Here is a 24952-nt window from a genome sequence, read left to right as displayed (position 1 = left end):
ATGACTTTGTCCCCCACCCCCGTAGGGCTGCACCGCACCCGTATCAAGATTTGTGGTTTGACCCGCGAGCAGGATGTAGATGCTGCGGTGGCAGCAGGTGTGGATGCCATCGGGTTCGTGCTGTATGCCCCCAGCCCACGCGCCATCACGGTACAACGTGCGGCAGAACTGGCGCGGCGCCTGCCCCCATTTGTCAGCCCTGTGCTGCTGTTTGTGAACGAATCCGCAGCACAGGTACAAGCGGCTTGCGCCCAGATCGCTGGGGCCACTGCCCAGTTTCATGGCGATGAATCGCTGGCAGACTGCATGGCAGCCACGGCCCATGGTGCCCGCCCGTTCGTCCGGGCGGCCAGAATCCCCTTGGGCGAAGGGGCCACACAATTTGACCTCGTAAAATACGCAGATTCCTATTCTCCAGCGCAAGCCATTTTGCTCGACGCCCATGTGGATGGCTACGGCGGTGGCGGCCAGGCATTCAATTGGTCACTCCTTCCTCCAAGCGTCAACGCTCACCTCGTCTTGTCTGGTGGACTTACGCCTGCAAACGTGAGCGATGGCATCGTGCAGGTGCGCCCGCGTTGCAAAACGCTGGCGGTTGATGTCAGCTCTGGCGTTGAACAAGACGGCCCCGATGGCAAACCCCTGCGGGGCGTCAAAGACGCCACAAAAATCCATCGCTTCGTAGCTGCCGTGCGTGCAGCCGATGCCCAACTTGCAAATACCTCTCATGGCTTCCTACCAGTACCCTGATGCTTCTGGCCACTTTGGCCGCTACGGCGGCAGCTTTGCCAGCGAAACCCTGACCTTTGCGCTACAAGAACTGCGCGAGGCTTACGCCCGCTACCAGCACGACCCCCAATTTGTGGCCGAATTCAACTACGAGTTGGCCCACTTTGTCGGGCGGCCCTCGCCGGTGTACCACGCCGCCCGCACCAGCCGCGAGATGGGCGGGGCGCAAATCTTTCTGAAGCGCGAAGACCTCAACCACACCGGCGCACACAAAATCAACAACGTGATTGGCCAAGCCATGCTGGCCAAGCGCATGGGCAAGCCACGCATCATTGCCGAGACGGGGGCCGGACAACATGGCGTAGCCACGGCCACTATTTGCGCCCGCTATGGCCTAGAGTGCATCATCTACATGGGGGCCGAGGATGTGAAACGCCAAAGCCCTAATGTGTTCCGTATGAAGCTGCTGGGCGCTACCGTTGTGCCGGTAGAGTCTGGCAGCAAAACCCTCAAAGACGCCCTGAACGAGGCCATGCGCGACTGGGTAGCCAATGTAGACAACACCTTCTACATTATTGGCACCGTAGCTGGGCCACACCCCTACCCCATGATGGTGCGCGACTTCCAAAGCGTGATTGGCACCGAATGCCTGACGCAAATGCCCGCCATGTTGGCCGAGCAAAACATGGCCACCGAGCAGCCCGATGTGGTGGTGGCCTGTGTGGGCGGTGGCAGCAATGCCATGGGTATCTTTTACCCCTACATTCCTTACGAAAAAACCCGCCTGATTGGCGTAGAAGCCGCTGGTGAGGGGCTAGATACCGGCAAGCACTCGGCCTCGTTGCAAAAGGGCAGCTCTGGGGTGTTGCATGGCAACCGCACCTTCATTTTGCAAGACGACAACGGCCAGATTATGGAGACGCACAGCATCAGCGCCGGGCTAGATTACCCCGGCGTGGGGCCAGAACATGCGTGGCTGCAAGAGCTGGGCCGGGCAGAATATGTAGGCATTACCGACAAAGAAGCACTGGCCGCCTTCCACTACCTGTGCCGCACCGAAGGCATCATCCCGGCCTTAGAGTCTAGCCATGCCTTTGCCTACGCTATGAAGCTGGCTAAAACCATGCGCCCAGACCAATCCATTTTGGTCAATCTGTCGGGCCGGGGCGATAAAGACATCGGCACCGTAGCCGATTTGTCGGGAGAAGATTTTTACGACCGCCCCTCCATGCGCGGCCTGAGCGTCAAGGGCGGAGAAAGCAACAAGCCATGAGCCGTATCCAAACTACGTTTGAACAATTGCAAGCCAAGGGCCGCAAAGCCCTGATTCCTTACGTTACGGCAGGTTTCCCGTTTGCCGACATCACCCCCGCGCTAATGCACGCGATGGTAGATGCAGGTGCGGACATCATTGAGCTGGGCGTGCCTTTTTCCGACCCGATGGCCGATGGCCCAGTGATTCAAAAAGCGGGCGAAAAAGCCTTGGCTTTGGGCGTGGGCATGGTGCAAGTGCTGGGCCATGTGCGCGATTTTCGCAAGCGCAACCGCACCACGCCCGTGGTGTTGATGGGCTACGCCAACCCCGTAGAACGCTATGACCAACTGCACGGCGAAGGCGCTTTTGTGCGTGATGCAGCAGCGGCAGGCGTGGATGGTGTGCTGATTGTCGATTACCCACCCGAAGAATGCGAAGCCTTTGCTGCCCAATTGCGCGCCAACGGCATGGACTTAATCTTCCTGTTGGCCCCCACCTCCACCCCCGAGCGCATGGCGCAGGTGGCACGGGTAGCCAGTGGCTACGTCTATTACGTGTCACTCAAGGGCGTCACCGGCTCGGCAGCACTCGACACCTCGGCGGTGGAAGAAATGCTACCCCGCATCCGCGAGCATGTGAAGATTCCGGTGGGGGTCGGCTTTGGCATTCGTGATGCTGCTACCGCCCAAGCCATTGGCCGGGTAGCCGATGCCGTGGTGATTGGCACGCGCATTATCCAATTGCTAGAAAATCAGCCCTACGAAAAAGTCGTGCCTATCATCATCGACTTTATGCGTGGTGTCCGCAAAGCCCTTGATGCTTGACCCGAACAAAGGAAGCAGTCCATGTCTTGGCTAGAAAAACTCCTGCCCTCCCGCATCCAACCCACCAACCCTACTGAGCGCCGCCAGATGCCCGAAGGGCTGTGGATCAAATGCCCCAGTTGCGATGCCGTACTGTACAAAAACGACCTAGAGCACAACCAGTGGGTCTGCCCACAGTGCAGCCACCACCACCGCATTGGTGCCCGTGCCCGACTAGATGCCTTTCTAGATCCTGAAGGCCGCTACGAAATCGGCCAAGAAGTCATCCCCGTAGATGCGCTCAAGTTCAAAGACAGCCGCAAATACCCCGAGCGCCTGAAAGAAGCCCTAGAAAGCACTGGCGAAACAGATGCCTTGGTGGTGTTTGGCGGCGCTGTGCAAAGCATCAATGTGGTGGTCGCCTGCTTTGAGTTTGAGTTTATGGGCGGCTCGATGGGCAGCGTGGTGGGTGAGCGTTTTGTGCGCGGCGTCGAAACCGCGATTGAACAAAAAGTGCCGTTCATCTGCTTTACGGCTACTGGTGGGGCACGAATGCAAGAAGGGCTGCTGTCTTTGATGCAGATGGCCAAAACCAATGCCGCCCTTACCCGGCTAGCCAAGAAAGGCTTGCCTTATATCAGTGTGCTCACCGATCCCACCATGGGGGGTGTCAGTGCTGGTTTTGCCTTTGTGGGGGATTTGGTGATTGCCGAACCCAAAGCCCTGATTGGCTTTGCCGGCCCGCGTGTCATTGAATCGACTGTGCGCGTCACTTTGCCCGAAGGCTTCCAGCGGGCCGAGTTTTTGGTAGAAAAAGGTGCCGTAGACCTGATTTGTGACCGCCGCGAACTGCGTGCCACCATTGCCAGCAGCCTGGCCATGTTGCAGCGGTTGCCAGCAGACGCCGTCGCCTGAATCTGACTCAGCGCAACACACCCGCTTGCAAGTAGCCCAACACCATTACCGCTACTTGCAATAGCACCAGCAACACCAGGGGAGCAAAGTCCACGCCCCCCACCAAGGGCATCAGGCGACGCAGGGGCCGCAGCAGCGGCTCGCTCAGTCGGTCAATCACGTCGGCCAACACCGAACGTGTCTGCACCCAAGACATGACCGCATGGATGATGATCAGGCCCGTCATGCCCGTCAGTGCCACACGCACCAAACCAAATAGCGCCAACCACGGCAGCCAAAGCAATCCGGCCCCCGCCCCAAGCAACAGCCAGAGCAGCAGGTATTGCAGCAACTCCACCAATGCAGCCGCCAACAAGCTAGCGGTATCGATACGGCCCAATGGTGGAATAACTTTGCGCAAAGGCAAAATCAGCCAATCGCTCAGGGCGAACACCATTTGCCCCACCGGATTACCAAAAGGTATGCGCTGCCATTGCATGTACAGGCGCAGCAGGCAGGCACCACAAAGCAGGCCAGCGGCCACATCAAGCAGGAAAGAAACAATCTGGTAAAGCATGTGAGTGGCAAATCTTGGAGCGCATGGTGTAAGTAGGATGATAACGACAACTTTTTTCAACACCGTGATGCCTGCCCCTCTCACCCTTCATTCTTTGCCCTTGTTTCCACTCCAAGTGGTGTTGTTTCCTAGCGGTACGTTGGCGCTACGGGTCTTTGAAGTGCGCTATTTGGATATGGTGCGCAAATGCCAACTGGCGGGGGCGCCTTTTGGTGTCGTGGCCTTGCAGCAGGGCCAAGAGGTGCGCCGTGCTGGGGCAGGCCCAGAGCAATTCCATGCCGTCGGAACGCTGGCACGCATCGTGCAGGCGGCCTCACCCCAACCTGGTCTGATCCAGCTGCAGGCACAGGGCAGCCAACGCTTTCATATCACTGGGCACCAACTGCTGCCCCACGGTTTGTGGGTGGCCGATGTGGCTTTAATACCCGCAGACCCACTCGTGGCAATCCCGGCCGATTTGGCAGGCATTGCCCAAGCCTTGGCGCAAGTGCTCGACTCTTTGCGCGAACGCGATCCCAACCATCCTTTGCCTGTGCCCACTGCGGCCCAATTGCAAGATTGTGGCTGGGTGGCTAACCGTTGGTGTGAGCTGTTGCCTGTGCCCTTGGCATTGCGCCAACAGTTGATGGCCTTGGACAACCCCTTGCTGCGACTGGAATTGGTGGGTGATGTGCTGGAGAAGACTGGAATTGTCGGCTCCTGAAGCTATGTCGCCCCCTGGTATATGCCTGACCCCATAAAATCGACCGTTTGGCTGTGAACAGCCCCTTTTTTACGTCCCGCACTGACGGCACTTATGTCTGACCATCTCCACGCCTCCCCCTCCCAAGACGAAAACCAACTCATGGCCGAGCGCCGCGAAAAACTGCGCGCCTTGCGCGAATCCGTGCAAAACGGCGCAGGCGTGGCCTTTCCAAACGACTTCAAGCCAGCCCACCATGCCGCCCACTTGCAGCAAGAGTACGCAGGCACTAGCGCCGAGGCATTGGAAACACAACCCGTGACGGTCTCGGTGGCTGGGCGCATGATGCTCAAGCGCGTAATGGGCAAGGCCAGCTTTGCCACCGTGCAAGACGGCTCTTTGGGCAGCACCGGGGGCCGAGTGCAGTTGTATGTCACGCGCGATGCACTGGGCGAAGACCTCTATGCGGCCTTCAAGCACTGGGACTTAGGCGATATTGTGGGTGCCGAAGGCACACTCATGAAAACCAAGACAGGTGAGTTGTCGATCAAGGTGACGCAACTGCGTCTGCTCACCAAGAGCCTGCGTCCCATGCCCGACAAGTTCCACGGCATTCACGACCAAGAAGTCAAATACCGCCAACGCTATGTCGATTTGATGACCGACGAATCGGCCCGCCGCCGTTTTATTGCACGCAGCAAGGCCGTCAGCGGTATCCGCGACTTTATGGTGCAGCACGACTTTCTGGAAGTAGAAACCCCCATGCTGCACCCCATTCCCGGTGGGGCCAATGCCAAGCCGTTTGTCACGCACCACAATGCCCTAGAGCAAGAGATGTACCTGCGCATTGCGCCCGAGTTGTACCTCAAGCGCCTATTGGTGGGTGGCTTTGAGCGGGTGTTTGAAATCAACCGCAACTTCCGCAACGAGGGTATCTCGGTACGCCACAACCCTGAGTTCACCATGATGGAGTTCTACGCGGCCTACTGGAACTACCGCGACTTGATGGACTTTACCGAAGCCCTGGTGCGCGATGCGGCCATGAAGGCCGTTGGCTCGTTGGAGTTGTCGTACCAAGACCGTGGCGTGGATCTGAGCCAGCCGTTCCAGCGCCTGACCATTCGCGAGGCCATTTTGGCGCACACCGAAGCCGGTGAGAATGTGGACGATGCCGCTTGGCTCATCACTGCCTTGCAAAAGCTGGGCCTGAGCGAAGCCAAAGACCGCTTGTCACAGCGCAGCTTAGCCAGCTTGCAAGTGCTGTATTTTGAAGAAACCGTAGAAGACAAGCTCTGGCAGCCCACCTTCATCATGGAGCACCCGACCGAGATCAGCCCCTTGGCGCGTGCCAACGACCAGCGCCCCGAAGTGACCGAGCGTTTTGAGCTGTACATCACGGGCCGCGAGTTTGGCAACGGCTTTAGCGAGCTCAATGATGCCGAAGACCAAGCGGCACGCTTTCATGGCCAAGTGGCCAACAAGCATGCGGGCGATGATGAGGCCATGTATTACGACCACGACTTTGTGCGTGCGCTGGAATACGGCATGCCCCCCGCCGGGGGTTGCGGTATTGGCATCGACCGCCTGATGATGCTGCTGACTGACAGTGCCAGCATCCGCGATGTGATCCTGTTCCCGGCGCTGCGCCGCGAACTCTGACGCACCCCAGAGTGAATGGCCCCGTGGCATGAGCATTCGGCGTAACTGGCGCTCACAACTGCCCGAATGGGTACAAGACTGGCTGGAAATCATCATTCCAGGCGGGCGCAAATTGTGCTCATTCTGCTGGCGGCCTGGGCCTTGCAGCGGCTGGTGCTGCGGGTAGTAGATCGGGCAGGCGCCCACTACCAAATGCCGCCGAAGCTGATGATGCCCATCAACGGCCTATTGCGCTGGACCATTCTGTCCAGCGCACTGTTGTTGGTACTGGAGCGCCTGGGGGTTTCGGCTACGGTATTGTGGACAGCCTTTACCGGCTTTGCCACAGTGGGCGCCGTGGCCTTCTTTGCCGCTTGGAGCGTACTCTCCAATTTATTCTGCGCCCTGTTGATTCTTACTGTGGGGCCGTTCAGTCTAGGCGACACCATTGAACTGCTCGACACTGCCGAGAAACCCGGTGCCAAGGGCCGGGTCATCGACATCAATCTGCTCTACACCACACTGGAAGACAGTGCCGCACCCGGCACCTTGCTGCAAATTCCCAATGCCCTGATTTTCCAACGGGTACTGCGCCGCTGGAAAAGCGAAGAGGTAGAGACCACTGGTGACCATCCCAGCACGGCAACAACAGTGCCTGCGACGCCAGAAAAAACCAACTCCCACTAACACAACCCGGTGCTGTACCGACCACAGCCCCTCGCCAGCAGCAAAGCATGGGCATGCACAGTCTCTTGCCGCCCTAGGTGCTCGTCTGCCTTGCTCCGGGGTCTTGGTGTGTGCTGACAGAACAGCCCCGTCTGGACTGTCATACGGCTGCCATACGGCGTCTGAAGAATGGCTCCTTTTTGCATTCCATTGCCCTTTGGAGCCTTGCATGACTGTACCCAGCACCTACGATGACAACGAAATCGTCAACCCTTCCAGCAACCTGCACATGGACGCGCTGATCGCTGCACGCCTGAGTCGCCGCCAAGCACTCAAAGGCGGGATGAGCGTGACGGCGGCCGCCTTGCTGGGCAGTGTGGGCCTGAGCGCCTGTGGTGGTGGCTCCGACGATGCCGCATCGTCTGATGGACTGCAACTGGGCTTTAGCGCCGTGGCCAAAAACAAGAATGACTGGGTCACAGTGCCCGAGGGCTACCAAGTCAGCATCTTGCACGCGCTGGGCGACCCACTGCAATTTGGTGAAGAATCGTGGAAGGGAGATGGCAGTGAAAGCGCCGACTCCTACCTGCGCCGTATTGGCGATGGTCACGATGGCATGTATTACTTTGGCCTGTCAGACGACGGCAAGTTCCATGCCGATCGCTCAGACCGTGGCTTGCTGGCCGTGAACCACGAATACGTCGTCGCCCCCTACGCCTTACATCCCAATGGCATGACTGCGGGGGCTGCCCGCCTGCCTGCCGAAGTAGAAAAAGAAATCTATGCCCACGGTGTCAGTGTGGTGGAGGTCAAGCGCAGCAGTGGCAACGACATGGCGATGGTGCGTGGCTCGCGCTTTAACCGCCGCATCACCTCGGCTACCGACATGGCATTCACTGGCCCCGTACAAGGCCATGCTTTGGTACGCACTAAGTTTTCACCCGATGGCCTCCAGACCCGCGGCACCAACAACAACTGTGCCAATGGTTACACCCCTTGGGGCACTTACCTGACCTGTGAAGAAAACTGGCTCAATGTGGTCAGCCGCGCTGCAGGCGACGATGCCAAGCGCAGCGCCAAAGAAGTGGTGGCCCTGAAACGTTACGGCCTGCCAGAAAACCGCCAAAGCCCCTACCTGTGGGACACCGCTGGCAGCGATGATTTGTTTGCTCGCTGGACATCTTCCGTCACTGGGGCCAACGCCCAAAACGACTACCGCAACACAGCCAACACCTTTGGCTGGGTGGTAGAGATTGACCCCTTTAACCCCGAGTCTACCCCCGCCAAGCGCAGCGCGTTGGGTCGGTTCAACCATGAAGGTGCTTGGCCCGCACCTGCCGTGGCCGGCCAGCCCATCGTGATTTATATGGGCGACGATGCGCGCAACGAATACATCTATAAGTTTGTCTCTAAAGCCCTGTGGAACCCACAAGACGTCAACGGTGGCATGGCTATAGGTGCCAAATACTTGGATGAAGGCACGCTGTATGTGGCCAAATTCAATGCCGATGGCAGCGGCCAGTGGCTGGAATTGAGCTATGGCAAGAACGGGCTGGATGCCAACAACACCTCCTACCCCTTTACCGATCAGGGTGATGTGGTGGTTCATGCCCGCTTGGCCGCTGACAAAGTAGGTGCCACAAAGATGGATCGCCCTGAATGGGGTGCTATCAACCCGCGCAATGGTGAGGTGTATATGACCCTGACCAACAACAGCAACCGCGTGGCCCCCAGCGCCACCCCCACTGGCAGCCAACTCAAACCCGATGCGGCCAATCCACGCTACTACAGCGACAGCTACACCAACAACGATGGCAGCAGCAAGAGCAACAAGGGCAACCCCAACGGTCACATCATCCGTTGGCGCGAAAATGGGGGCAGCAGTGCAGCCACGGCGTTTGCGTGGGATATTTACCTGTTTGCCGCCCAAGCCGATGCGGCGGGTGATGTCAACCTCTCGGGCTTGAGTGCGGTGAACGATTTCTCCAGCCCCGACGGCCTGTATTTTGACCCACGCGGCTTGCTGTGGATTCAGACCGATGACGGTGCATACACCGATGTCACCAACTGCATGATGCTGGCCGCCGTGCCCGGTCAGGTGGGTGATGGCGGTGTGGTCACTGCCGCTGGTGGCACAGCCACACGCAAGGGAGCCAACGCCTCGCCGGACAATCTACGCCGCTTTTTGGTCGGCCCCAAAGACTGCGAAATCACTGGCGTAGCCCTCACCCCCGATGGCAAGACACTGTTCTTCAATGTGCAACACCCCGGTGAGGACGGCAGCCTGAGCCAGCTAAACAGCCATTGGCCTGCCAGCCAGACCAACCCCGCAGCCACCCAGCGCCCCCGCTCGGCCACCGTGGTGGTCACGCGCACCGATGGTGGGGCTATCGGTCTTTAAGCAGTCAGTGACAAAAGCCTACTGGTTCACACCAGTAGGCTTTTTTGTTGGCACTTTAAAACGTACTATCGAGCTTGGTATCTGGCAAATCGACATCCGCAGCCTGTGGCGGCTCAAAGCAATCACGGAACGTGAACACAATGGAGCTAAAGAACATGGCCGCCATGATCATGGCCAATGCCACCATCAGGCCCGCCATCACTCCGGGGCTAAACAGGCCCAACCCCGCCAGCAGTGCGCCGACCAAGCTCATCAACACCCCCCCCAGGGCAAACGCGCCGAGCCAGCCCAAGCCAAAGCAGATAAAGGCTGTGATGTTGCGGCCACAGGCCACCAAGCTAAAAAATAGGCTCTTGACTGGTGGTACCCCATGCCAATGCACCAAACCTGGCGCATGCCAAAACAGCAGCGATAACGGCAGGTACAGCAGCATGGCTAACCACATGGCGTGTTGAAAATCATCGCTATTGGCCAGCTCTGCCGTCATGGGAATATGACCCAGATAGACCCGTGCAAACAGGCCGCCATCGACCAGCGCCGACAACGCCATCACCAACAAAAAGCCCACGGCATACATGCCACCCAGCACCAGCATGTGGCGCAGATGCTGGCGCCCCGTGCGAAAAGCCACCAGCAGCACCGCTGGTGTGGGAAAGCGCCCCTGCATCGCCTCGGCGGCAGCCACCATCATGGCAAGTGTGGCCGAAGGCAATAGGCCCAATGCCAGCGCCGGACCAATCAAGGGCACGATGGACGCCAACGACATGGAGGCCATCGTCATGAAAAACAACGCGGCAATGGCCATCGGCTGGCGACGGAATACGCTGATCCCCCCCTTGACCCAGGTGAGGCCAGTGGTGGCAGGGACGATGCGAAGTTTCATAAGCGAAAAGGGTATCAGAGCGCCAAGGGCTGGGCAATGCGCTGGCGTAACACACGCTCAAAATGGGTGGGATCGTGGGGCTTGAGCAGGGAGGCTTCACGCGGCAGGTGAAAATCCCACAGGCGCGAAATCCAGAAACGCAAAGCTCCTGCCCGCAGCATGGCATTGAGCAGCTCGCGCTCGGCTGCTGTGAGGGGCCGCACCGCCTGATAGGCACGCAGCATGGCCCCAGCGCGCACGGCATCATGGCTGCCAGTGCTTTGGTCAATACACCAGTCGTTCAGGCACACCGCCAAATCGAACATCCAAGTGTCGACCCCGGCAAAGTAGAAGTCAAAAAAGCCCGTGAGTGCCTCGCCATCGAACATCACGTTATCACGGAACAGATCGGCATGCACTGGGCCACGCGGCAAAGCCGTATAGGCCGAAGATGCAGCGACATGGTTTTGGTAGGACAGCTCAGACTGCAACAGAGCGGCCTGCTCGGGCGCAAGGTAAGGCAGCACCACGGGCACGGTCTCGTTCCACCACGGTAGACCACGCAAATTGGGTTGCTGGCGCTCGTAGTCGCGCCCAGCCAAATGCATTCGTGCCAGCATGTCGCCCACAGCAGCACAATGCACGGGTTGGGGTGCCAGTTCACTCTTGCCGCTGAGGCGGTTGACCAGTGCAGCGGGCTTGCCACAGACGGTGTGCAAGATCTCACCATGCTTATCAGCCCGTGGGTCGGGCACTGGGATGCCCGCATGGGCCAAATGCTTCATCAGGTGCAGGTAAAACGGCAACTGCTCAGCCGTCAGACGCTCAAACAGCGTGAGCACAAACTCGCCCTGGTCGGTGGTGAGAAAGTAATTGGTGTTCTCAATGCCGCCTTCAATGCCACGCAGGGCTTGCAGTTCTCCGAGTTGCAACCGGCGCACCAGAGTACGCGCATCTTTCAGGGGGACTTGGGTAAATACGGCCATCGCTCAACAGACTAGGGGAAATGGGCTAGAAAAAAACGCCACAGCGCAACCCAACCCACACGGGCTTGGCAACGCACGGGCAAAAATCAAAACTGCTTGAGATTCCAGACACGGGTGCCGGTATTGGTTTCGGCACCATTGCGGGGGCGGTTGCGCACACCGTCAGAGGGCTGCACTTCGTAGGCAGGCAGGTCACCCACTTTGGGCTGAACGGTGATGCTTTGCGTTTGGCCGCCGATGCGCAATTCATCTACACGGCTACCACCATCTTCCACATGGATGCGCTCGGTGCGTTGTTCCAGACGACTGCCCTTAGACTCGGCGTCTGGCAAGCTCTCGCGTGGGTTGGACACCGCTTTGCGGCCCAGAGAATCGGTAGTTTGGGCCAAGGCCGGGCTGGCTATCAGGGCCAGCAGCAGAAGGTGAGTGACAGCGCGCATGGCGCGATTGTAGGCGGCCCCTGCACAGGCGGGGCTGTGCCATGCACAATCGCCCCTATGAGCAAGCCTAAAACCTTGGTGCTGGTGGATGGTTCCAGCTACCTTTACCGTGCCTACCATGCCATGCCCGACCTGCGCGCCGTGCCGGGCGATCCTCACAGCCCTGCAACTGGGGCTATTCGGGGCATGATCAACATGTTGCAGGCGCTGCGCCGCGAACATCCTGCCGATTATGCCGCCTGCATTTTTGATGCGCCCGGCCCCACCTTTCGTGATGCGATCTATCCTGCCTACAAGGCCACACGCAGCCCGATGCAAGACGACTTGCGCGCACAAATTGCACCCATCCACGAAGTGGTGCGCCAACTGGGCTGGAACGTGCTGGCTGTGCCGGGCGTGGAGGCCGATGATGTGATTGGCACCTTGGCCCATACAGCGGCGCATCAAGGCATAGATGTGATTGTTTCCAGTGGTGATAAAGACCTGAGCCAGTTGGTCAATCAGCATGTCACCATCATCGACACCATGAACGGCAAGCGCCGCGATGTGGCTGGTGTGACGGCAGAATTTGGCGTGCCCCCGGCGCTGATGGTAGATTTTCAGACCCTGGTGGGCGACACCATAGACAATGTGCCCGGCGTGCCCAAGGTGGGGCCAAAGACGGCTGCCAAATGGTTGCAGGAATATGGTTCACTGGAGGCACTCATTGCACAAGCCGACCAGATCAAAGGCGTAGTGGGGCAGAACCTGCGCGCCAGCTTGGGCTGGCTGCCCACAGGCCGCCAGTTGGTCACCATCAAAACCGATTGCGATCTGGGCGACTGGGTGCCCGGTCTGCCCGCACTGAATGCCTTGGCAATGGGTGAACCCCAAACCCAAGCTTTGTACGATTTTTACCAGCACTATGGGTTCAAGGGATTGGCGCGGGCGCTGACACCGGCAGCAGCCCCTGCGCCCACACCACCGGCCAAGGCGGCAGTATGGGCACGGGGTGAGAGTGGCGACCTGTTTGCCGATCCCCCTCCCATGCTGCCCACTCAGAACACCCCATCTTCTGGGGCAGAAGGGGATCTGTTTGCCCTCCCCAATGCCACAGAGTTGGCACAGGCAGTAGAGCACCGCACCTTGGTATATGACACCATTGTGGATTGGGCTACGTTTGAGCGTTGGCTGACCAAAGTGCAGGCAGCAGAGCTGGTAGCCCTTGACACCGAAACCACCGCACTGGACGCCATGCGTGCCGAACTGGTGGGCATCAGCCTGAGCGTGCAGCCGGGCGAGGCTGCCTATATACCGTTGGCCCACACGGGCCCAGAGGCTCCAACGCAGTTGCCATTGCTCGACGTATTGGAGCGCCTGCGCCCGTGGCTGGAAGATGCCCGCCATGCCAAACTGGGCCAGCACATCAAATACGACCGCCATGTGCTGGCCAACTACGGCATTGAGGTACGTGGCTACCAACACGACACCATGCTGCAAAGCTATGTGCTGGAGGTGCACAAGCCGCACAACCTGAGCAGCTTGGCCGAGCGCCACTTGGGGCGCAGCGGCATCAGCTACGAAGACCTGTGCGGCAAGGGCGTGCATCAAATTCCGTTTGCACTGGTCGCCGTGGACCAAGCCGCCGCTTATGCCTGCGAAGACGCTGACCACACGCTGGACGTCCACCAAGCACTGTGGCCACTGCTGGCCGCCCATGACAAGCTGCGCACCATTTACGAATTAGAAATCGCCAGCAGCGAGGTGCTCTTCCAGATGGAACGCCACGGCGTGCAGATTGATGCACCGCTGTTGGCACAGCAAAGCCAACAACTGGGCGAACGCATTGTGGCCTTGGAACAAGAAGCGTATGTGCTGGCTGGGCAACCATTCAACCTGAGCAGTCCCAAACAGTTGGGCGAGATCTTTTTCGACAAACTAGAGATGCCGGTGGTAAAAAAGACCGCCACTGGGGCACGCAGCACCGACGAAGAGGTGCTAGAAAAGCTGGCGCTAGACTACCCGCTGCCTGCCAAAATTTTGGAGCATCGCTCCTTGAGCAAGCTCAAAGGCACCTACACCGACAAGCTGGCAGGCATGGCACACCCGCGCACGGGGCGCGTGCATACCCATTACGCCCAAGCCGTGGCCGTGACCGGGCGCTTATCGAGCAATGAGCCCAATCTACAAAACATCCCAATCCGCACCCCCGAAGGGCGGCGTGTGCGCGAGGCCTTTATTGCGGCCCCCGGCTGCGTCATTGCCAGTGCCGACTACAGCCAGATTGAACTGCGCATCATGGCGCACCTGAGTGGCGACCACGCACTGCTGCACGCCTTTCAGCACGGTTTGGATGTACACCGGGCCACCGCTGCAGAGGTATTTGGCGTCAGCGTGCATGAAGTCACGCAGGAGCAACGCCGCTACGCCAAAGTGATTAACTTCGGCCTGATTTATGGCATGAGCAGCTTTGGGCTGGCCCGCAATTTGGGCATAGACCAAACAGCTGCCAAAAACTACATTCAGCGGTATTTTGAGCGTTACCCCGGCGTCAAGCAGTACATGGACGACACCAAAGCCCAAGCCAAGGCAATGGGCTATGTAGAAACCGTGTTTGGCCGACGCCTGATGCTGCCCGAAATCAACTCCCCCAACGGCCCACGCCGCGCCGCCGCCGAGCGCGCCGCCATCAATGCGCCCATGCAAGGCACAGCGGCAGATTTGATCAAAATGGCCATGGTGGCAGTACAAAAAGCACTAGAAGCGCAAAAGCCCGCCATCCAAATGATCATGCAGGTACACGATGAATTGGTGTTCGAGCTGCCTGAAACCGAAGTGGACTGGCTGCGCCAGCAGGTACCCCGCCTGATGGCGGGTGTCGCCAGCCTGCGCGTGCCCTTGCTGGCCGAAATCGGTGTAGGGCCCAACTGGGAGCAAGCCCACTGAGGGCAGCCACCTCAACGCCAAGCAGCGGCCACCAATTGGCGGTAATGGGTGGCCGTGCGGCCCAACAGATCGGCCAAATCTGCCGGATTGCCCACATTGTCAGTGCCCAGCATCGCCAAGGTTTCGCTGCACCAAGGAGAGGCGGGCACCGCATCCCCCAAACGGGCGCTCACACGGGTAAGCCAAGGGGGCATACGCAACACCCAAGCTGGGCCATAGCCCAGTTGCTGGCGCAAACTGGCAATAAACTGTCCCATCGTCAAGGATTCGGGGCCAACACATTCAACCATGCCCGCTGTTTGTGGCGCCGCACCCAGCAAAGCCACAACGGCAGCAGCCAGATCGTGTACCGATACGGGCTGCACGCGCGCATCCAGCACCGGCCCCGGCAACAACACTGCTGGCAACCGAGCCAAATTCATGAAGAGGGCGCTGCTATCGCCACCCCGGCCAAACACCACGCTGGGGCGCAAAATGGTGGGTTGCAACTTGTGCTGTGCTGCCAACGCCCACAACCGATCTTCTGCCGCGCGCTTGGTGCTGGCGTATTGCGTAGCACTGCCATCAATGCCCAATGCCGAAATCTGCACCACCCGCTGCACGCCGGCTTGGGCGCAAGCTTCAAACAGCGCAACGGGGGTGTCGCGGTGTACCGCTGCAATCGGGCGTGTACGGCTGTCGCGCAGCACCCCCACCGCATTGACCACCGCATCTATGCCTTCGAGCCGCGGCAGCCAGAAGGTGGGCACCGTGTCGTGGGCAAAATCCATCGGTACTTGCAAGGCATTGCGGGGGGATTGGCGCGGTGAGATGCCGCCATACACGGTGTGTCCAGCTTGGGTCAGGGCAGCGTGCAGGGTCTGGCCGATAAAGCCTGTCGATCCGGTCAGAAGGATGCGCATAGTGAAGCTTTCTATGGAGTGGAATGGTCTTTGCAGGACAATCGGACACAATCTAAACCGATGTCCCCTTTTCGGCCAAGCCATATAGGTCTGACGTGTTCCCTGATGTCTGCCAAACCTAGGCGCTTGGGTGACTGCGGTCATTCCGGCTGCCAGCTAGCGTGCCCCATGCAAGATTTGTTCACTGATACACCGTTGCGCCAGCGTCGATTTTGCGGCATTGTGGCGTTGGGGTTGGCGCGTTGGCTGGCCGTTTTGGCAATGCTGTGCATTCTGTGTGCTCAACAGGCGCAAAGCGCAGAGGCCGCCGATGCCCACATTCTTTTTATCAATTCTTACCATCCGGGCTATTCATGGAGCGATGGCATAGAAGAGGGCTTTAGAGAACGCTTGAACGTCTCTGGCAAAAAGATCGAGTTATCAATCGAATACCTCGACAGCCGCCGTTTTCCTTATGGTGCCCAAACTGAGCCGTTGGCACAGGCGATGGAGGCCAAATACACCAACTACCGCCCCAGCCTGATTGTCGTCTCAGACAATGCCGCCTTTGACTTTGTAATCCAGCACCGCACCCGGCTGTTTGCAGAATTGCCCATCGTATTTTGTGGCTACAACAATTTTCGGCCCGATGTGATCCAACACATCAGCGATATCACCGGCATCAACGAAGAAATTGCCATCGAAGATACAGTGGCAATGGCGCTCAAAGTCCATCCCCAAACCCGCACACTGGCTTTTATCGTCTCTACGGGCGAGGCCAGCAGCAAACGCATTGGCGAAGTGGCAGAAGAGTCGGTGTTTCCAAAATTGCGTGAACGCTTCGATGTGGTGGTGATGAAAGACGCCTCGGTGGCACAAATTCGCCAACGCTTGGCGGGGCTACCCAAAGAGACCGTGCTGTTTTTGAGTGGTCAAGCAACCGACCAAGGCGCTGGCCGGGCCTTGACGCCCGCAGAAAATGGCCGCCTGATCACAGCCATCAGTCCTTTTCCGGCCTACACCTTCTGGGATTTCCACCTGAAAGAGGGCGTGATTGGCGGCCACATCATCACCGGCCCAGAGCAGGGCCGAACCGCCGCCGACCTGGCATTGCGTGTGCTGGACGGCACATCGGTCAATGACATTCCAGTCATCATGACCACGCCCACCCGCGATATTTTTGATTACCGGGTCATGGAGCGATTTGGTGTACGCCCCGCAGATTTGCCCGCTGGGGCACACATCATTCACCAGCCCTTCTCGTTGTGGGACAGTTATCGCTGGCAGATCATTGGCATTGTGACCTTGCTCATCGCCGAGACCGTGTTGATCGGCTTGTTGCTACAGATTGCACGCGATCGGCGTCGGGCCTTGACGGCACTGGCCCAAGAACGCGCCCAACTGGAGCATCGCGTAGCAGAACGCACCAAAGAACTCCAACAGGCCAATACCAAAATGGCGCTGCTCAGCATCACTGACGGCCTGACGGGGCTGGCCAATCGGCGCCACTTTGATGAAGTGCTCGAGAGCGAGTATGCCCGTCTACGCTATTCTGGCCTGCCGTTATCGCTGATCATCTTGGATGTGGACTACTTCAAGTTGTTCAACGACACCTATGGACATGTCAGCGGTGATGATTGTCTGCGGCGAATTGCCGCTGTGCTCACCAGCCTTGTCCATTGCACCCCCAATCTGGCCGCTCGCTATGGCGGCGAAGAGCTCGCCATCATCTTGCCCGAAACAGAATTGCAGGCAGCCACCGTGCTGGCCGAGCGCATACGCTCTGGTATCGAACAACAAGCCATCCCCCACAAGGCCTCCTGTGTGTCCCACTATGTGACTGTTAGCCTTGGAGTAATCACCGTAGTGCCTACAGCCCTGTCAGTGGCCGCCGAGGCCGTCAAGCTGGCCGATGCGCAGCTCTATCAAGCCAAGGCGAATGGCCGCAATCGGGTGGTGGCATTGGATGCCCGGCCCCACCAAGGGGGTTGACGGGGTTGCTAAGATCAAAAATCTCTGGTTTCAGGCACCAAACCCGTGGGGGTATTGTCGTTCGTAGCCCTACTACGGCAGCCGCTCTGCACCCAAGCCGCCAAGCATTTGCCGGGCGGCTTTTTTGCTGGCTTAGCCATCTATTTTTGATATTGACAGGGGTGTTCTTATCCCTGCAAAGAAAGTGTTTCCGCTATGGTTTTGCTCACCATCATCATTGCCACTTTAGTCACAGGCATTGGCAGCGTCTGGATTGCAGCACTGTTATTGCGCACCCATTTTGGTGGCCGCAGCGATAGCCTAGGGCCGCAGTATCTGCTGAGTCTGGCCGCAGGGGCATTGTTGGCTACTTCGTTCATGCACCTGCTGCCAGAGGCCTTTGAGAGCCAAGCCGGTGCCCATGATCTGTTTACCGTCTTGCTGGTCGGGGTGGTGTTCTTCTTTTTGCTAGACAAGGCCGAACTGTGGCACCACGGCCACGAACACAACCACGAGGTGCCCGCCACACACGAGTCCGTGCATGCACACAGTGCCGCCCGACACGAACACGCCGCAGGCCCGCACGACCACCATCATCATCACCACCACGGCCACCACCATACCCACACAGGTGGGTTGCGCACGGGCGGCTGGACGCTGATCACGGGCGACAGCGTGCATTGCTTTGGCGATGGCGTTCTGATTGCTTCGGCCTTTATGGCCGATTTGCGCTTAGGGCTGATTGCCGCCGTATCGGTGCTGGCCCATGAGGTGCCACACCATATTGGCGATTTGGTGGTGTTGCGCCAAAGCAGTGCCAACCGCCGCATGGCACTGGTCAAGGTATCACTGGCCGGGGCCGTGACCGCCATTGGCGGGTTGGTAGGCTACTTTTTGGTGGCACAGTTGCAAGAATGGCTGCCCTATTTTCTGGCGTTGGCCTCCAGCAGTTTTATTTATGTGGCACTGGCCGACTTGATTCCACAGCTGCAAAAACGCCTGAGCGCCCGCGAGACCGCAGCGCAGATTGTGTGGCTGCTGCTGGGTATGGGCGTGGTAGTGTTGCTCAGCAGCATGGCCCACAGCCACTGAAGGCCAGATTGAGCGGCGTCAGCGCCCCAATGCAAACACCACTGGGGTGTGCTTGTCAGGAGGGTGGGGCTGTTGGCGCCATTGGCGCACCGCCATGCTTTGGATACGGGCTTGTGCCAAGGTCAGGCCACTGGCCAGTGCCAATCGGGTGTGCGGCTGCAAGGTTTGGAGCAGGGCTTGTAACAGCGCCGCATTGCGGTAGGGGGTTTCAATAAACAGTTGCGTCTGGCCACTTTGCAAGGCCAAAGACTCCAACGCCCGGATGCGCTGTGCGCGTTCGGCGGCCTCTTGCGGCAGGTAGCCCACAAAGGCAAAGTTCTGTCCATTCAAACCGCTGGCGGCCAGCGCCAGCAACAGCGATACTGGCCCCACCAGCGGCACCACATTCAGCCCCATATCGTGCGCAGCGCGCACCACCGAGCTGCCGGGGTCGGCCACGGCGGGCATACCGGCTTCACTCACCAACCCTATGTCGTGCCCGGCCAACGCCGGGGCCAGCAAGGGCCGGGCATCAAACACAGCCCCTCCCTTGCCACCATGATCGCCTTTTTTGTGCGCTTCGCGCGGTAGCTCAGTGATCTGTTGTGCTTGCAGCGGTTGGGCCAGCGGGTACAGCGCCTCCACACGCTTCAGGTAGGCACGGGTGCTCTTGGCGTTTTCACACACCCAGTGCGTCAATCGGGCAGCCACAGTCAGTGTGGCCGCAGGCAAGCTGTCTTGCAGTGGCGTTTGGCTGGCACAGCCAAAATCCAGCGGTGCAGGCACCAAATACAAAGTGCCGCGCCCGGTGGATGCGTCAGAAGGCACACTCATGGCAACACCAGCCCAGCAGCACGCAACAGGCGACAGGTGCGAATCAAGGGCAGGCCAATCAGGGCGGTGGGATCATCGCTCACAATGGCCTCTAGCAGGCTGATGCCCAAACCCTCGCTTTTGGCACTGCCAGCGCAATCGTAAGGCTGTTCAGCGCGCAAATAGCGTTCAATCTCGTCATCGGCCAAGGTACGAAAACGCACCTCCACCGGGGCCAGCTCCAACTGTTCAAAGCCTGTGGCATGGCAAACCACCGCCACGGCTGTCTGGAAAATCACGGTGTGGCCGCTCATCATGCCCAGTTGGGTGACGGCGCGTTCGTGGTTGCCCGGTTTGCCCAGCGCATGACCTGCCAAATCGGCCACTTGATCGGAGCCAATCACCACGGCTTCGGGGTATTGCGCGGCCACAGCATGGGCTTTGGCTAAAGCCAAGCGCAACGCCAGCGCCTGCGGGGCTTCGCCCGGTTGTGGGGTTTCGTCTACATCCGGTGCCGCCACCTCAAAGGGCAAACGCAAACGTTGCAACAGTTCGCGCCGATAACGCGAGGTGGAACCCAGCACCAGTGGGCGTTGTGGGGAAAAAGATGCTTGCATGGCGGCGATTCTCTTACACTGCGCTCCATGACCAAGACCTTCCACCCCGAGAAACTGGACATCAAGGCTTTTGCACAGGCAGGCGGGCACTTGGCCCAACACGAAGCCCTGCTCAAATACCCCCGCTTGGCTGAAGAAGCCCATGGGTTACTGCACCCCGACCTGCGTGTGGATTGGCAAGCCGATGCCGAAATGCGCTCCGACGGTGGTAACGGACACCAGCCTTGGCTGCATTTGCGCGTAGAAGCCACCTTTCCAATGCAATGCCAGCGGTGCTTAGGGCCAGTGGATATGCCACTGTGGGTGGAGCGATCCTTTCGCTTTGTGCCCGACGAAGCCACAGCCGAAGCACTGGACGAAGATTTTGAAGAAGACTTGTTGGCCCTCAGCCCCGACTTTGACCTGCATACCCTGATCGAAGATGAGTTGCTGATGGCCTTGCCTGTAGTGCCACGCCACGACGAATGCCCTGAATCGGTCACGCTGGCCTCCAGCAGCGAAGACTTTGAGGCCGCCAATGCAGAAAAGCCCAATCCCTTTGCCGCGCTGGCCAGCCTGCGGGTAGGAAAATCCAAAGATTGAGCGTTTGCTATAATCTCAGGCTTCGCGCGAATCCCACCTCGTGTCTTTTGAATGGGCTGATCGCGTTTTTACCAACCCCCTTTTTAAGACCAGGAGCCCATCATGGCTGTCCAACAGAACAAAAAATCCCCCTCCAAGCGCGGTATGCACCGTTCGCACAATGCCCTGAATGTGCCCGGCATTGCTGTCGAAACCACCACCGGCGAAATCCATCTGCGCCACCACATCAGCCCCAACGGTTTTTACCGTGGCCGCCAAGTGCTGAAGAACAAATCTGCTGCCTGATCGCATCCAGACGTTCGCACTTCCAAAGGCCCGTGGCTACTTTTTTTGTAGCACGGGCCTTTGCTTTTCCCGCTGCTTTCTCTCTTGAACCGGCTGCATATACAGCTGCACACTTGTTCCGATGATTACTCTGGCTGTCGATTGCATGGGGGGCGACCACGGCCCCCGCGTCACTTTGGCGGCGTGCCGCCGGTTTTTGGACGAGCACCCTGACGCCCGCCTGTTATTGGTAGGCTTGCCCGAAGCTTTGCAAAGCTTTACTCACGAGCGTGCCCAAGCCATCCATGTCAGTGAAGTGGTGACGATGGAAGACCCGGTAGAGATCGCGCTGCGGCGCAAAAAAGACTCCTCCATGCGCGTCGCCATTCAGCAGGTCAAAGAAGGTACAGCGGCTGCGGCAGTGTCGGCAGGCAATACCGGCGCACTGATGGCGATTGCCCGCTACATCCTCAAAACCCTCGATGGCATTGACCGCCCTGCCATTGCGGGCCAAATCCCCAATGCTTTGGGTGGCTCTACCACCGTGCTGGACTTGGGCGCGAATGTGGATTGCACCGAGTTGCACCTGCTGCAATTTGCCATCATGGGTTCGGCGCTCGACACGGTACTCAAAGGCCAAGAGCAACCCAGCGTTGGGCTGCTCAACATTGGTTCCGAGGCCATCAAAGGCAGCGAAGTGATTAAAAAAGCCGGTGAATTGCTGCGCCATGCCGGTGATGCAGGCAGCATCCATTTTGTGGGCAATGTCGAGGGCAATGACATTTTCAAAGGCACTACCGATATCGTGGTGTGCGATGGCTTTGTTGGTAATGTGGCCCTCAAAACGAGTGAAGGGCTGGCCAGTATGGTCAGTGGCTTTCTCAAGCAAGAATTCTCCCGCAACCCTTGGAACAAGTTGGCCGCTTTAATGGCTTACCCGGTGTTGTCGGCCTTCAAAAAGCGCCTAGACCACCGCCGCTACAACGGTGCAGCCCTGCTGGGCCTGCGCGGCTTGGTGTTCAAAAGCCACGGCTCGGCCGACGAGGTGGCCTTTGGGCAGGCCTTGAACCGGGCGTATGATGCGGCCCGCAACAACTTGCTGGATCGGGTGCGCCACCGTATTGCCAGCGCAGCGCCCTTTTTGCTGCCGGTAGCTCCTTCTGTCGAACGCACACCCACGCCAGCGTCTCAGCCATGAAACCCTACTCCCGCATTATCGGCACGGGCAGCTATCTGCCCCCGCGCCGCGTGACCAACGCCGACTTGGTGGCCGATTTGGCTGCCCGTGGCGTAGAGACCTCGGATGAATGGATTGTTGAGCGCACCGGCATTCGGGCGCGCCACTTTGCCGAGGCCGATGTCGTCAGCAGCGATCTGGGGCTCGAAGCGGCGCGCCAAGCCTTGCAGGCGGCCGGACTGCAAGCCCAAGACATCGACCTGATCATCGTGGCCACCTCCACGCCCGATATGGTGTTTCCGTCCACCGCCAGCATCCTGCAACACAAACTGGGCGCGCACGGCTGCCCTGCCTTTGATGTGCAGGCTGTGTGCAGCGGCTTTATTTATGCCCTGACGGTGGCCGATGCCATGATCCGTGCGGGCACCGCCACGCGGGCGCTGGTGGTCGGGTCTGAAATTTTCAGCCGCTTGCTCAACTTCCAAGACCGCACCACCTGCGTGCTGTTTGGCGATGGCGCCGGAGCAGTGGTGCTAGAAGCCTCCGATGAGCCGGGCATTTTGTCTACCGACATCCATGCCGATGGCAAGCATGTGGATATTTTGTGCGTGCCCGGCCATGTCTCTGGCGGCCAAGTCACCGGCCTGCCTCTGCTGACAATGGACGGCCAAGCAGTGTTCAAACTGGCGGTGGGTTTGCTCGAAGGTGCTGCCCGTGCCACCCTGAACAAAGCGGGCCTGACCGAAGCCGATATCGATTGGCTGATTCCACACCAAGCCAATATCCGCATCATGCAAAGCACAGCGCGCAAACTCAAGATGGGCATGGACAAGGTGGTGGTCACGGTGCAAGAGCACGGCAACACCTCAGCCGCCTCGATTCCGCTGGCGCTAGACCATGCCGTGCGCGCGGGTCAGGTACAAAAAGGCCAAACCCTGCTGCTCGAAGGCGTAGGCGGTGGCTTTACTTGGGGCGCAGTGCTGCTGAAATTCTGATTTTCTTGAGAAAAACAAAAAACCATGAAGTCTTTTGCATTTGTCTTTCCGGGGCAAGGCTCGCAATCTGTGGGCATGTTGGATGCGTGGAGCGATCACCCTGTGGTGGCCCAAACCCTGCAAGAAGCCTCCGATGCCTTGGGTGAAGATGTCGCCAAGCTGATCCACGAAGGCCCCAAAGAAGCCTTGGCCCTGACCACCAACACCCAGCCAGTGATGCTGGTGGCTGGTGTGGCAGCATGGCGCGTTTGGCAAGCCGAAGGTGGCGCTCTGCCTGCGGCTGTGGCAGGGCACTCTTTGGGCGAATACTCGGCCTTGGTGGCCTCGGGCGTGCTTACACTGGCGCAAGCGGCTCCCTTGGTGCGCTTGCGTGCTGCGGCCATGCAAGAGGCCGTGCCCGTAGGCACAGGCGCAATGGCGGCCATTTTGGGGCTGGAAGCCAGCAAGGTGATAGCCGGTTGTGCAGAGGCCACTGCTGCGCTGGGCAACAGCGCCGAAGTGGTCGAGGCCGTCAACTTTAACGACCCGGCACAAACCGTGATTGCCGGTAGCAAAGCCGCCGTAGAAAAAGCCTGCGAAGTGCTCAAAGCCGCCGGGGCCAAACGCGCCCTGCCGCTGCCGGTATCGGCCCCCTTCCACTCCAGCCTGATGAAGCCTGCGGCTGAAAAACTGCGCGTTGCCTTGGCAGAAACGGTGTTGGCCGCCCCGCAAATTCCCGTCCTCAACAACATTGACGTGGCGGTGCAACAAGACGCCGATGCCATCCGTGACGCTTTGTACCGCCAAGCCTTTGGCCCGGTGCGCTGGGTCGAATGCGTGCAAGCCCTGAAAGCGCGTGGCATCAGCCACATTGTTGAATGCGGCCCCGGCAAGGTGCTGGCCGGTTTGGTCAAGCGCATCGATGCCGAACTGGTCGGCGCAGCCCTCTACGACCCCACCACCCTCACCCAAACCAAGGAACTGCTGGCATGAGCGAATCCACCACAAAAGCCCCCGTTGCACTGGTCACTGGCGCTTCGCGCGGCATTGGTGCGGCTATCGCCCAAGAACTGGCCGCACGCGGCTACCAAGTCATTGGCACCGCCACCACGGCCGATGGTGCCGAGCGCATCGGCACTGCCTTAGCCGCCTACCCTGGCTGCCGAGGCGCTGCCTTGGATGTGAATGATGCCCCGGCGGTAGAAGCCCTGATCGATAGCATCGTCAAACAGCAAGGTGGTTTGCAAGTGCTGGTCAACAACGCCGGTATTACCCGCGACCAACTGGCCATGCGCATGAAAGACGACGACTGGGATGCCGTGCTCGACACCAATCTGAAAGCCGTGTTCCGCGTCAGCCGCGCTGCCATCAAACCCATGATGAAGCAGCGTTTTGGCCGCATCATCAGCATCACCAGCGTAGTGGGTGCTTCTGGTAACCCCGGCCAAGCCAACTACGCTGCCGCCAAAGCAGGCGTGGCGGGCATGACCCGTGCTCTGGCACGTGAACTGGGCAGCCGCAATATCACCGTCAACTGTGTGGCCCCCGGCTTTATCGACACCGATATGACGGCCAACCTGCCCGAAGCACAGCAAAAAGCCCTAACGGCGCAAATTCCATTGGGTTGTTTGGGCAAGCCATCTGACATCGCCCATGCCGTGGCTTACCTGGCTTCCAATGAGGCGGGCTACGTCACTGGGCAAGAATTGCATGTCAATGGCGGCATGTACATGTAATTGCCCGA

The 24952-nt window shown here is 59.1% G+C and carries 23 protein-coding genes and 1 pseudogene; 17 read left to right on the top strand and 7 right to left on the bottom strand.

What is annotated here, in order from left to right; all coding sequences use genetic code 11:
* The 4 genes from ACFO6X_RS07275 to accD are packed head-to-tail and all read left to right on the top strand — an operon-like array spanning position 1 to position 3702.
* Positions 1–750: a phosphoribosylanthranilate isomerase gene (locus tag ACFO6X_RS07275; protein WP_382431535.1), complete on the top strand. Its 750-nt coding sequence runs from the start codon at positions 1–3 to the stop codon at positions 748–750.
* A complete protein-coding gene (trpB, locus tag ACFO6X_RS07270; protein ID WP_382431533.1) occupies positions 728–2002 on the top strand; it encodes a tryptophan synthase subunit beta in 1275 nt (424 codons plus the stop codon). Before ACFO6X_RS07275 ends, trpB begins: the two co-directional genes overlap by 23 nt.
* A complete protein-coding gene (trpA, locus tag ACFO6X_RS07265) occupies positions 1999–2808 on the top strand; it encodes a tryptophan synthase subunit alpha (protein WP_382431531.1) in 810 nt (269 codons plus the stop codon). Before trpB ends, trpA begins: the two co-directional genes overlap by 4 nt.
* Positions 2809–2829: 21 nt before the next feature.
* Positions 2830–3702 (top strand): acetyl-CoA carboxylase, carboxyltransferase subunit beta, encoded by an 873-nt coding sequence (gene accD / locus ACFO6X_RS07260; RefSeq protein WP_382431529.1) that lies wholly within the window; start codon positions 2830–2832, stop codon positions 3700–3702.
* 7 nt (positions 3703–3709) lie between these two features.
* Here the strand turns inward: accD and ACFO6X_RS07255 are convergent, their stop codons facing one another.
* Positions 3710–4258 carry a YggT family protein gene (locus ACFO6X_RS07255; protein WP_382431527.1) on the bottom strand — a complete coding sequence of 183 codons (549 nt, stop codon included), beginning with the start codon at positions 4256–4258 and terminating at the stop codon, positions 3710–3712.
* A gap of 67 nt (positions 4259–4325) precedes the next feature.
* Here ACFO6X_RS07255 and ACFO6X_RS07250 point away from each other — a divergent pair, with 67 nt between their 5' ends.
* The 4 genes and pseudogenes from ACFO6X_RS07250 (at position 4326) to ACFO6X_RS07235 (ending at position 9645) form a co-directional block, all read left to right on the top strand.
* Positions 4326–4961 (top strand): LON peptidase substrate-binding domain-containing protein, encoded by a 636-nt coding sequence (locus ACFO6X_RS07250; RefSeq protein ID WP_382431525.1) that lies wholly within the window; start codon positions 4326–4328, stop codon positions 4959–4961.
* A 93-nt stretch (positions 4962–5054) separates the two neighbouring features.
* Positions 5055–6599, top strand: a complete 1545-nt coding sequence (gene lysS / locus ACFO6X_RS07245) for a lysine--tRNA ligase (RefSeq protein WP_382431523.1) — start codon at positions 5055–5057, stop codon at positions 6597–6599.
* Between the two features lie 28 nt (positions 6600–6627).
* Positions 6628–7265, top strand: a pseudogene (locus ACFO6X_RS07240) (mechanosensitive ion channel family protein).
* Positions 7266–7473: 208 nt separating this feature from the next.
* Complete coding sequence (locus tag ACFO6X_RS07235) at positions 7474–9645, top strand: PhoX family protein (protein WP_382431521.1); 2172 nt, start codon at positions 7474–7476, stop codon at positions 9643–9645.
* A 55-nt stretch (positions 9646–9700) separates the two neighbouring features.
* Here ACFO6X_RS07235 and ACFO6X_RS07230 read toward each other — a convergent pair whose 3' ends face one another.
* From ACFO6X_RS07230 to ACFO6X_RS07220, 3 genes are all read right to left on the bottom strand, one after another.
* The gene (locus ACFO6X_RS07230; protein WP_382431519.1) at positions 9701–10528 is read right to left on the bottom strand and encodes a BPSS1780 family membrane protein; all 828 of its coding nucleotides are present in this window, start codon (positions 10526–10528) and stop codon (positions 9701–9703) included.
* Between the two features lie 14 nt (positions 10529–10542).
* Entirely contained in the window at positions 10543–11493 is a 951-nt protein-coding gene (locus ACFO6X_RS07225; RefSeq protein WP_382431517.1) for a homoserine kinase, read from the bottom strand.
* An 86-nt stretch (positions 11494–11579) separates the two neighbouring features.
* Positions 11580–11933, bottom strand: a complete 354-nt coding sequence (locus ACFO6X_RS07220; protein ID WP_382431515.1) for a hypothetical protein — start codon at positions 11931–11933, stop codon at positions 11580–11582.
* Between the two features lie 57 nt (positions 11934–11990).
* Here ACFO6X_RS07220 and polA point away from each other — a divergent pair, with 57 nt between their 5' ends.
* Positions 11991–14858, top strand: a complete 2868-nt coding sequence (polA, locus tag ACFO6X_RS07215) for a DNA polymerase I (protein ID WP_382431513.1) — start codon at positions 11991–11993, stop codon at positions 14856–14858.
* Between the two features lie 11 nt (positions 14859–14869).
* Here the strand turns inward: polA and ACFO6X_RS07210 are convergent, their stop codons facing one another.
* Positions 14870–15760, bottom strand: coding sequence for an NAD-dependent epimerase/dehydratase family protein (locus ACFO6X_RS07210; RefSeq protein WP_382431511.1), 891 nt, complete (start codon positions 15758–15760; stop codon positions 14870–14872).
* 168 nt (positions 15761–15928) lie between these two features.
* Between ACFO6X_RS07210 and ACFO6X_RS07205 the strand changes: the two genes are divergently transcribed.
* Complete coding sequence (locus tag ACFO6X_RS07205; protein WP_382431509.1) at positions 15929–17731, top strand: diguanylate cyclase; 1803 nt, start codon at positions 15929–15931, stop codon at positions 17729–17731.
* 195 nt (positions 17732–17926) lie between these two features.
* Positions 17927–18802, top strand: coding sequence for a ZIP family metal transporter (locus tag ACFO6X_RS07200; protein WP_382431507.1), 876 nt, complete (start codon positions 17927–17929; stop codon positions 18800–18802).
* 18 nt (positions 18803–18820) lie between these two features.
* Here the strand turns inward: ACFO6X_RS07200 and ACFO6X_RS07195 are convergent, their stop codons facing one another.
* Positions 18821–19615 (bottom strand): SAM-dependent methyltransferase, encoded by a 795-nt coding sequence (locus ACFO6X_RS07195; RefSeq protein WP_382431505.1) that lies wholly within the window; start codon positions 19613–19615, stop codon positions 18821–18823.
* A complete protein-coding gene (locus ACFO6X_RS07190; protein WP_382431503.1) occupies positions 19612–20211 on the bottom strand; it encodes a Maf family nucleotide pyrophosphatase in 600 nt (199 codons plus the stop codon). The genes ACFO6X_RS07195 and ACFO6X_RS07190 overlap by 4 nt, the downstream gene beginning before the upstream one ends.
* 27 nt (positions 20212–20238) lie before the next feature.
* On the opposite strand from ACFO6X_RS07190, the gene ACFO6X_RS07185 reads away from it, so the two are divergent.
* The 6 genes from ACFO6X_RS07185 to fabG all read left to right on the top strand — a co-directional run bounded on the left by ACFO6X_RS07185 (position 20239) and on the right by fabG (position 24944).
* Positions 20239–20793, top strand: coding sequence for a YceD family protein (locus ACFO6X_RS07185; RefSeq protein ID WP_382431501.1), 555 nt, complete (start codon positions 20239–20241; stop codon positions 20791–20793).
* Positions 20794–20895: 102 nt separating this feature from the next.
* On the top strand, positions 20896–21078 hold the full coding sequence (rpmF, locus tag ACFO6X_RS07180) for a 50S ribosomal protein L32 (protein ID WP_382431499.1): 183 nt from the start codon (positions 20896–20898) through the stop codon (positions 21076–21078).
* A gap of 121 nt (positions 21079–21199) precedes the next feature.
* Entirely contained in the window at positions 21200–22255 is a 1056-nt protein-coding gene (plsX, locus tag ACFO6X_RS07175) for a phosphate acyltransferase PlsX (RefSeq protein WP_382431497.1), read from the top strand.
* Positions 22252–23229: a beta-ketoacyl-ACP synthase III gene (locus ACFO6X_RS07170; protein WP_382431495.1), complete on the top strand. Its 978-nt coding sequence runs from the start codon at positions 22252–22254 to the stop codon at positions 23227–23229. The genes plsX and ACFO6X_RS07170 overlap by 4 nt, the downstream gene beginning before the upstream one ends.
* A gap of 24 nt (positions 23230–23253) precedes the next feature.
* Positions 23254–24201: an ACP S-malonyltransferase gene (gene fabD, locus ACFO6X_RS07165; RefSeq protein WP_382431493.1), complete on the top strand. Its 948-nt coding sequence runs from the start codon at positions 23254–23256 to the stop codon at positions 24199–24201.
* Positions 24198–24944: a 3-oxoacyl-ACP reductase FabG gene (fabG, locus tag ACFO6X_RS07160; protein ID WP_382431491.1), complete on the top strand. Its 747-nt coding sequence runs from the start codon at positions 24198–24200 to the stop codon at positions 24942–24944. The genes fabD and fabG overlap by 4 nt, the downstream gene beginning before the upstream one ends.
* Positions 24945–24952: the final 8 nt, after the last annotated feature.

This window comes from Giesbergeria sinuosa (genome assembly GCF_042652905.1).
In the GTDB taxonomy this organism is placed as follows: domain Bacteria; phylum Pseudomonadota; class Gammaproteobacteria; order Burkholderiales; family Burkholderiaceae_C; genus Simplicispira; species Simplicispira sinuosa.
The sequence above is the reverse complement of the archived record's forward strand: the minus strand, read 5'-3'. Positions and strand labels throughout refer to the sequence as shown.

Excerpts from the sequence above, each read along its gene's own strand:
- ACFO6X_RS07250 (WP_382431525.1), top strand. The coding sequence starts at position 4,326 with ATGCCTGCCCCTCTCACCCTTCATTCTTTGCCCTTGTTTCCACTCCAA.
- rpmF (WP_382431499.1), top strand. The coding sequence starts at position 20,896 with ATGGCTGTCCAACAGAACAAAAAATCCCCCTCCAAGCGCGGTATGCAC.
- ACFO6X_RS07195 (WP_382431505.1), bottom strand. The coding sequence starts at position 19,615 with ATGAGTGTGCCTTCTGACGCATCCACCGGGCGCGGCACTTTGTATTTG.
- polA (WP_382431513.1), top strand. The coding sequence starts at position 11,991 with ATGAGCAAGCCTAAAACCTTGGTGCTGGTGGATGGTTCCAGCTACCTT.
- fabG (WP_382431491.1), top strand. The coding sequence starts at position 24,198 with ATGAGCGAATCCACCACAAAAGCCCCCGTTGCACTGGTCACTGGCGCT.
- ACFO6X_RS07200 (WP_382431507.1), top strand. The coding sequence starts at position 17,927 with ATGGTTTTGCTCACCATCATCATTGCCACTTTAGTCACAGGCATTGGC.
- ACFO6X_RS07230 (WP_382431519.1), bottom strand. The coding sequence starts at position 10,528 with ATGAAACTTCGCATCGTCCCTGCCACCACTGGCCTCACCTGGGTCAAG.
- ACFO6X_RS07210 (WP_382431511.1), bottom strand. The coding sequence starts at position 15,760 with ATGCGCATCCTTCTGACCGGATCGACAGGCTTTATCGGCCAGACCCTG.
- accD (WP_382431529.1), top strand. The coding sequence starts at position 2,830 with ATGTCTTGGCTAGAAAAACTCCTGCCCTCCCGCATCCAACCCACCAAC.
- ACFO6X_RS07205 (WP_382431509.1), top strand. The coding sequence starts at position 15,929 with ATGCAAGATTTGTTCACTGATACACCGTTGCGCCAGCGTCGATTTTGC.
- ACFO6X_RS07235 (WP_382431521.1), top strand. The coding sequence starts at position 7,474 with ATGACTGTACCCAGCACCTACGATGACAACGAAATCGTCAACCCTTCC.
- ACFO6X_RS07170 (WP_382431495.1), top strand. The coding sequence starts at position 22,252 with ATGAAACCCTACTCCCGCATTATCGGCACGGGCAGCTATCTGCCCCCG.
- ACFO6X_RS07220 (WP_382431515.1), bottom strand. The coding sequence starts at position 11,933 with ATGCGCGCTGTCACTCACCTTCTGCTGCTGGCCCTGATAGCCAGCCCG.
- trpB (WP_382431533.1), top strand. The coding sequence starts at position 728 with ATGGCTTCCTACCAGTACCCTGATGCTTCTGGCCACTTTGGCCGCTAC.
- ACFO6X_RS07275 (WP_382431535.1), top strand. The coding sequence starts at position 1 with ATGACTTTGTCCCCCACCCCCGTAGGGCTGCACCGCACCCGTATCAAG.
- trpA (WP_382431531.1), top strand. The coding sequence starts at position 1,999 with ATGAGCCGTATCCAAACTACGTTTGAACAATTGCAAGCCAAGGGCCGC.
- lysS (WP_382431523.1), top strand. The coding sequence starts at position 5,055 with ATGTCTGACCATCTCCACGCCTCCCCCTCCCAAGACGAAAACCAACTC.
- ACFO6X_RS07185 (WP_382431501.1), top strand. The coding sequence starts at position 20,239 with ATGACCAAGACCTTCCACCCCGAGAAACTGGACATCAAGGCTTTTGCA.
- ACFO6X_RS07255 (WP_382431527.1), bottom strand. The coding sequence starts at position 4,258 with ATGCTTTACCAGATTGTTTCTTTCCTGCTTGATGTGGCCGCTGGCCTG.
- plsX (WP_382431497.1), top strand. The coding sequence starts at position 21,200 with ATGATTACTCTGGCTGTCGATTGCATGGGGGGCGACCACGGCCCCCGC.
- ACFO6X_RS07225 (WP_382431517.1), bottom strand. The coding sequence starts at position 11,493 with ATGGCCGTATTTACCCAAGTCCCCCTGAAAGATGCGCGTACTCTGGTG.
- ACFO6X_RS07190 (WP_382431503.1), bottom strand. The coding sequence starts at position 20,211 with ATGCAAGCATCTTTTTCCCCACAACGCCCACTGGTGCTGGGTTCCACC.
- fabD (WP_382431493.1), top strand. The coding sequence starts at position 23,254 with ATGAAGTCTTTTGCATTTGTCTTTCCGGGGCAAGGCTCGCAATCTGTG.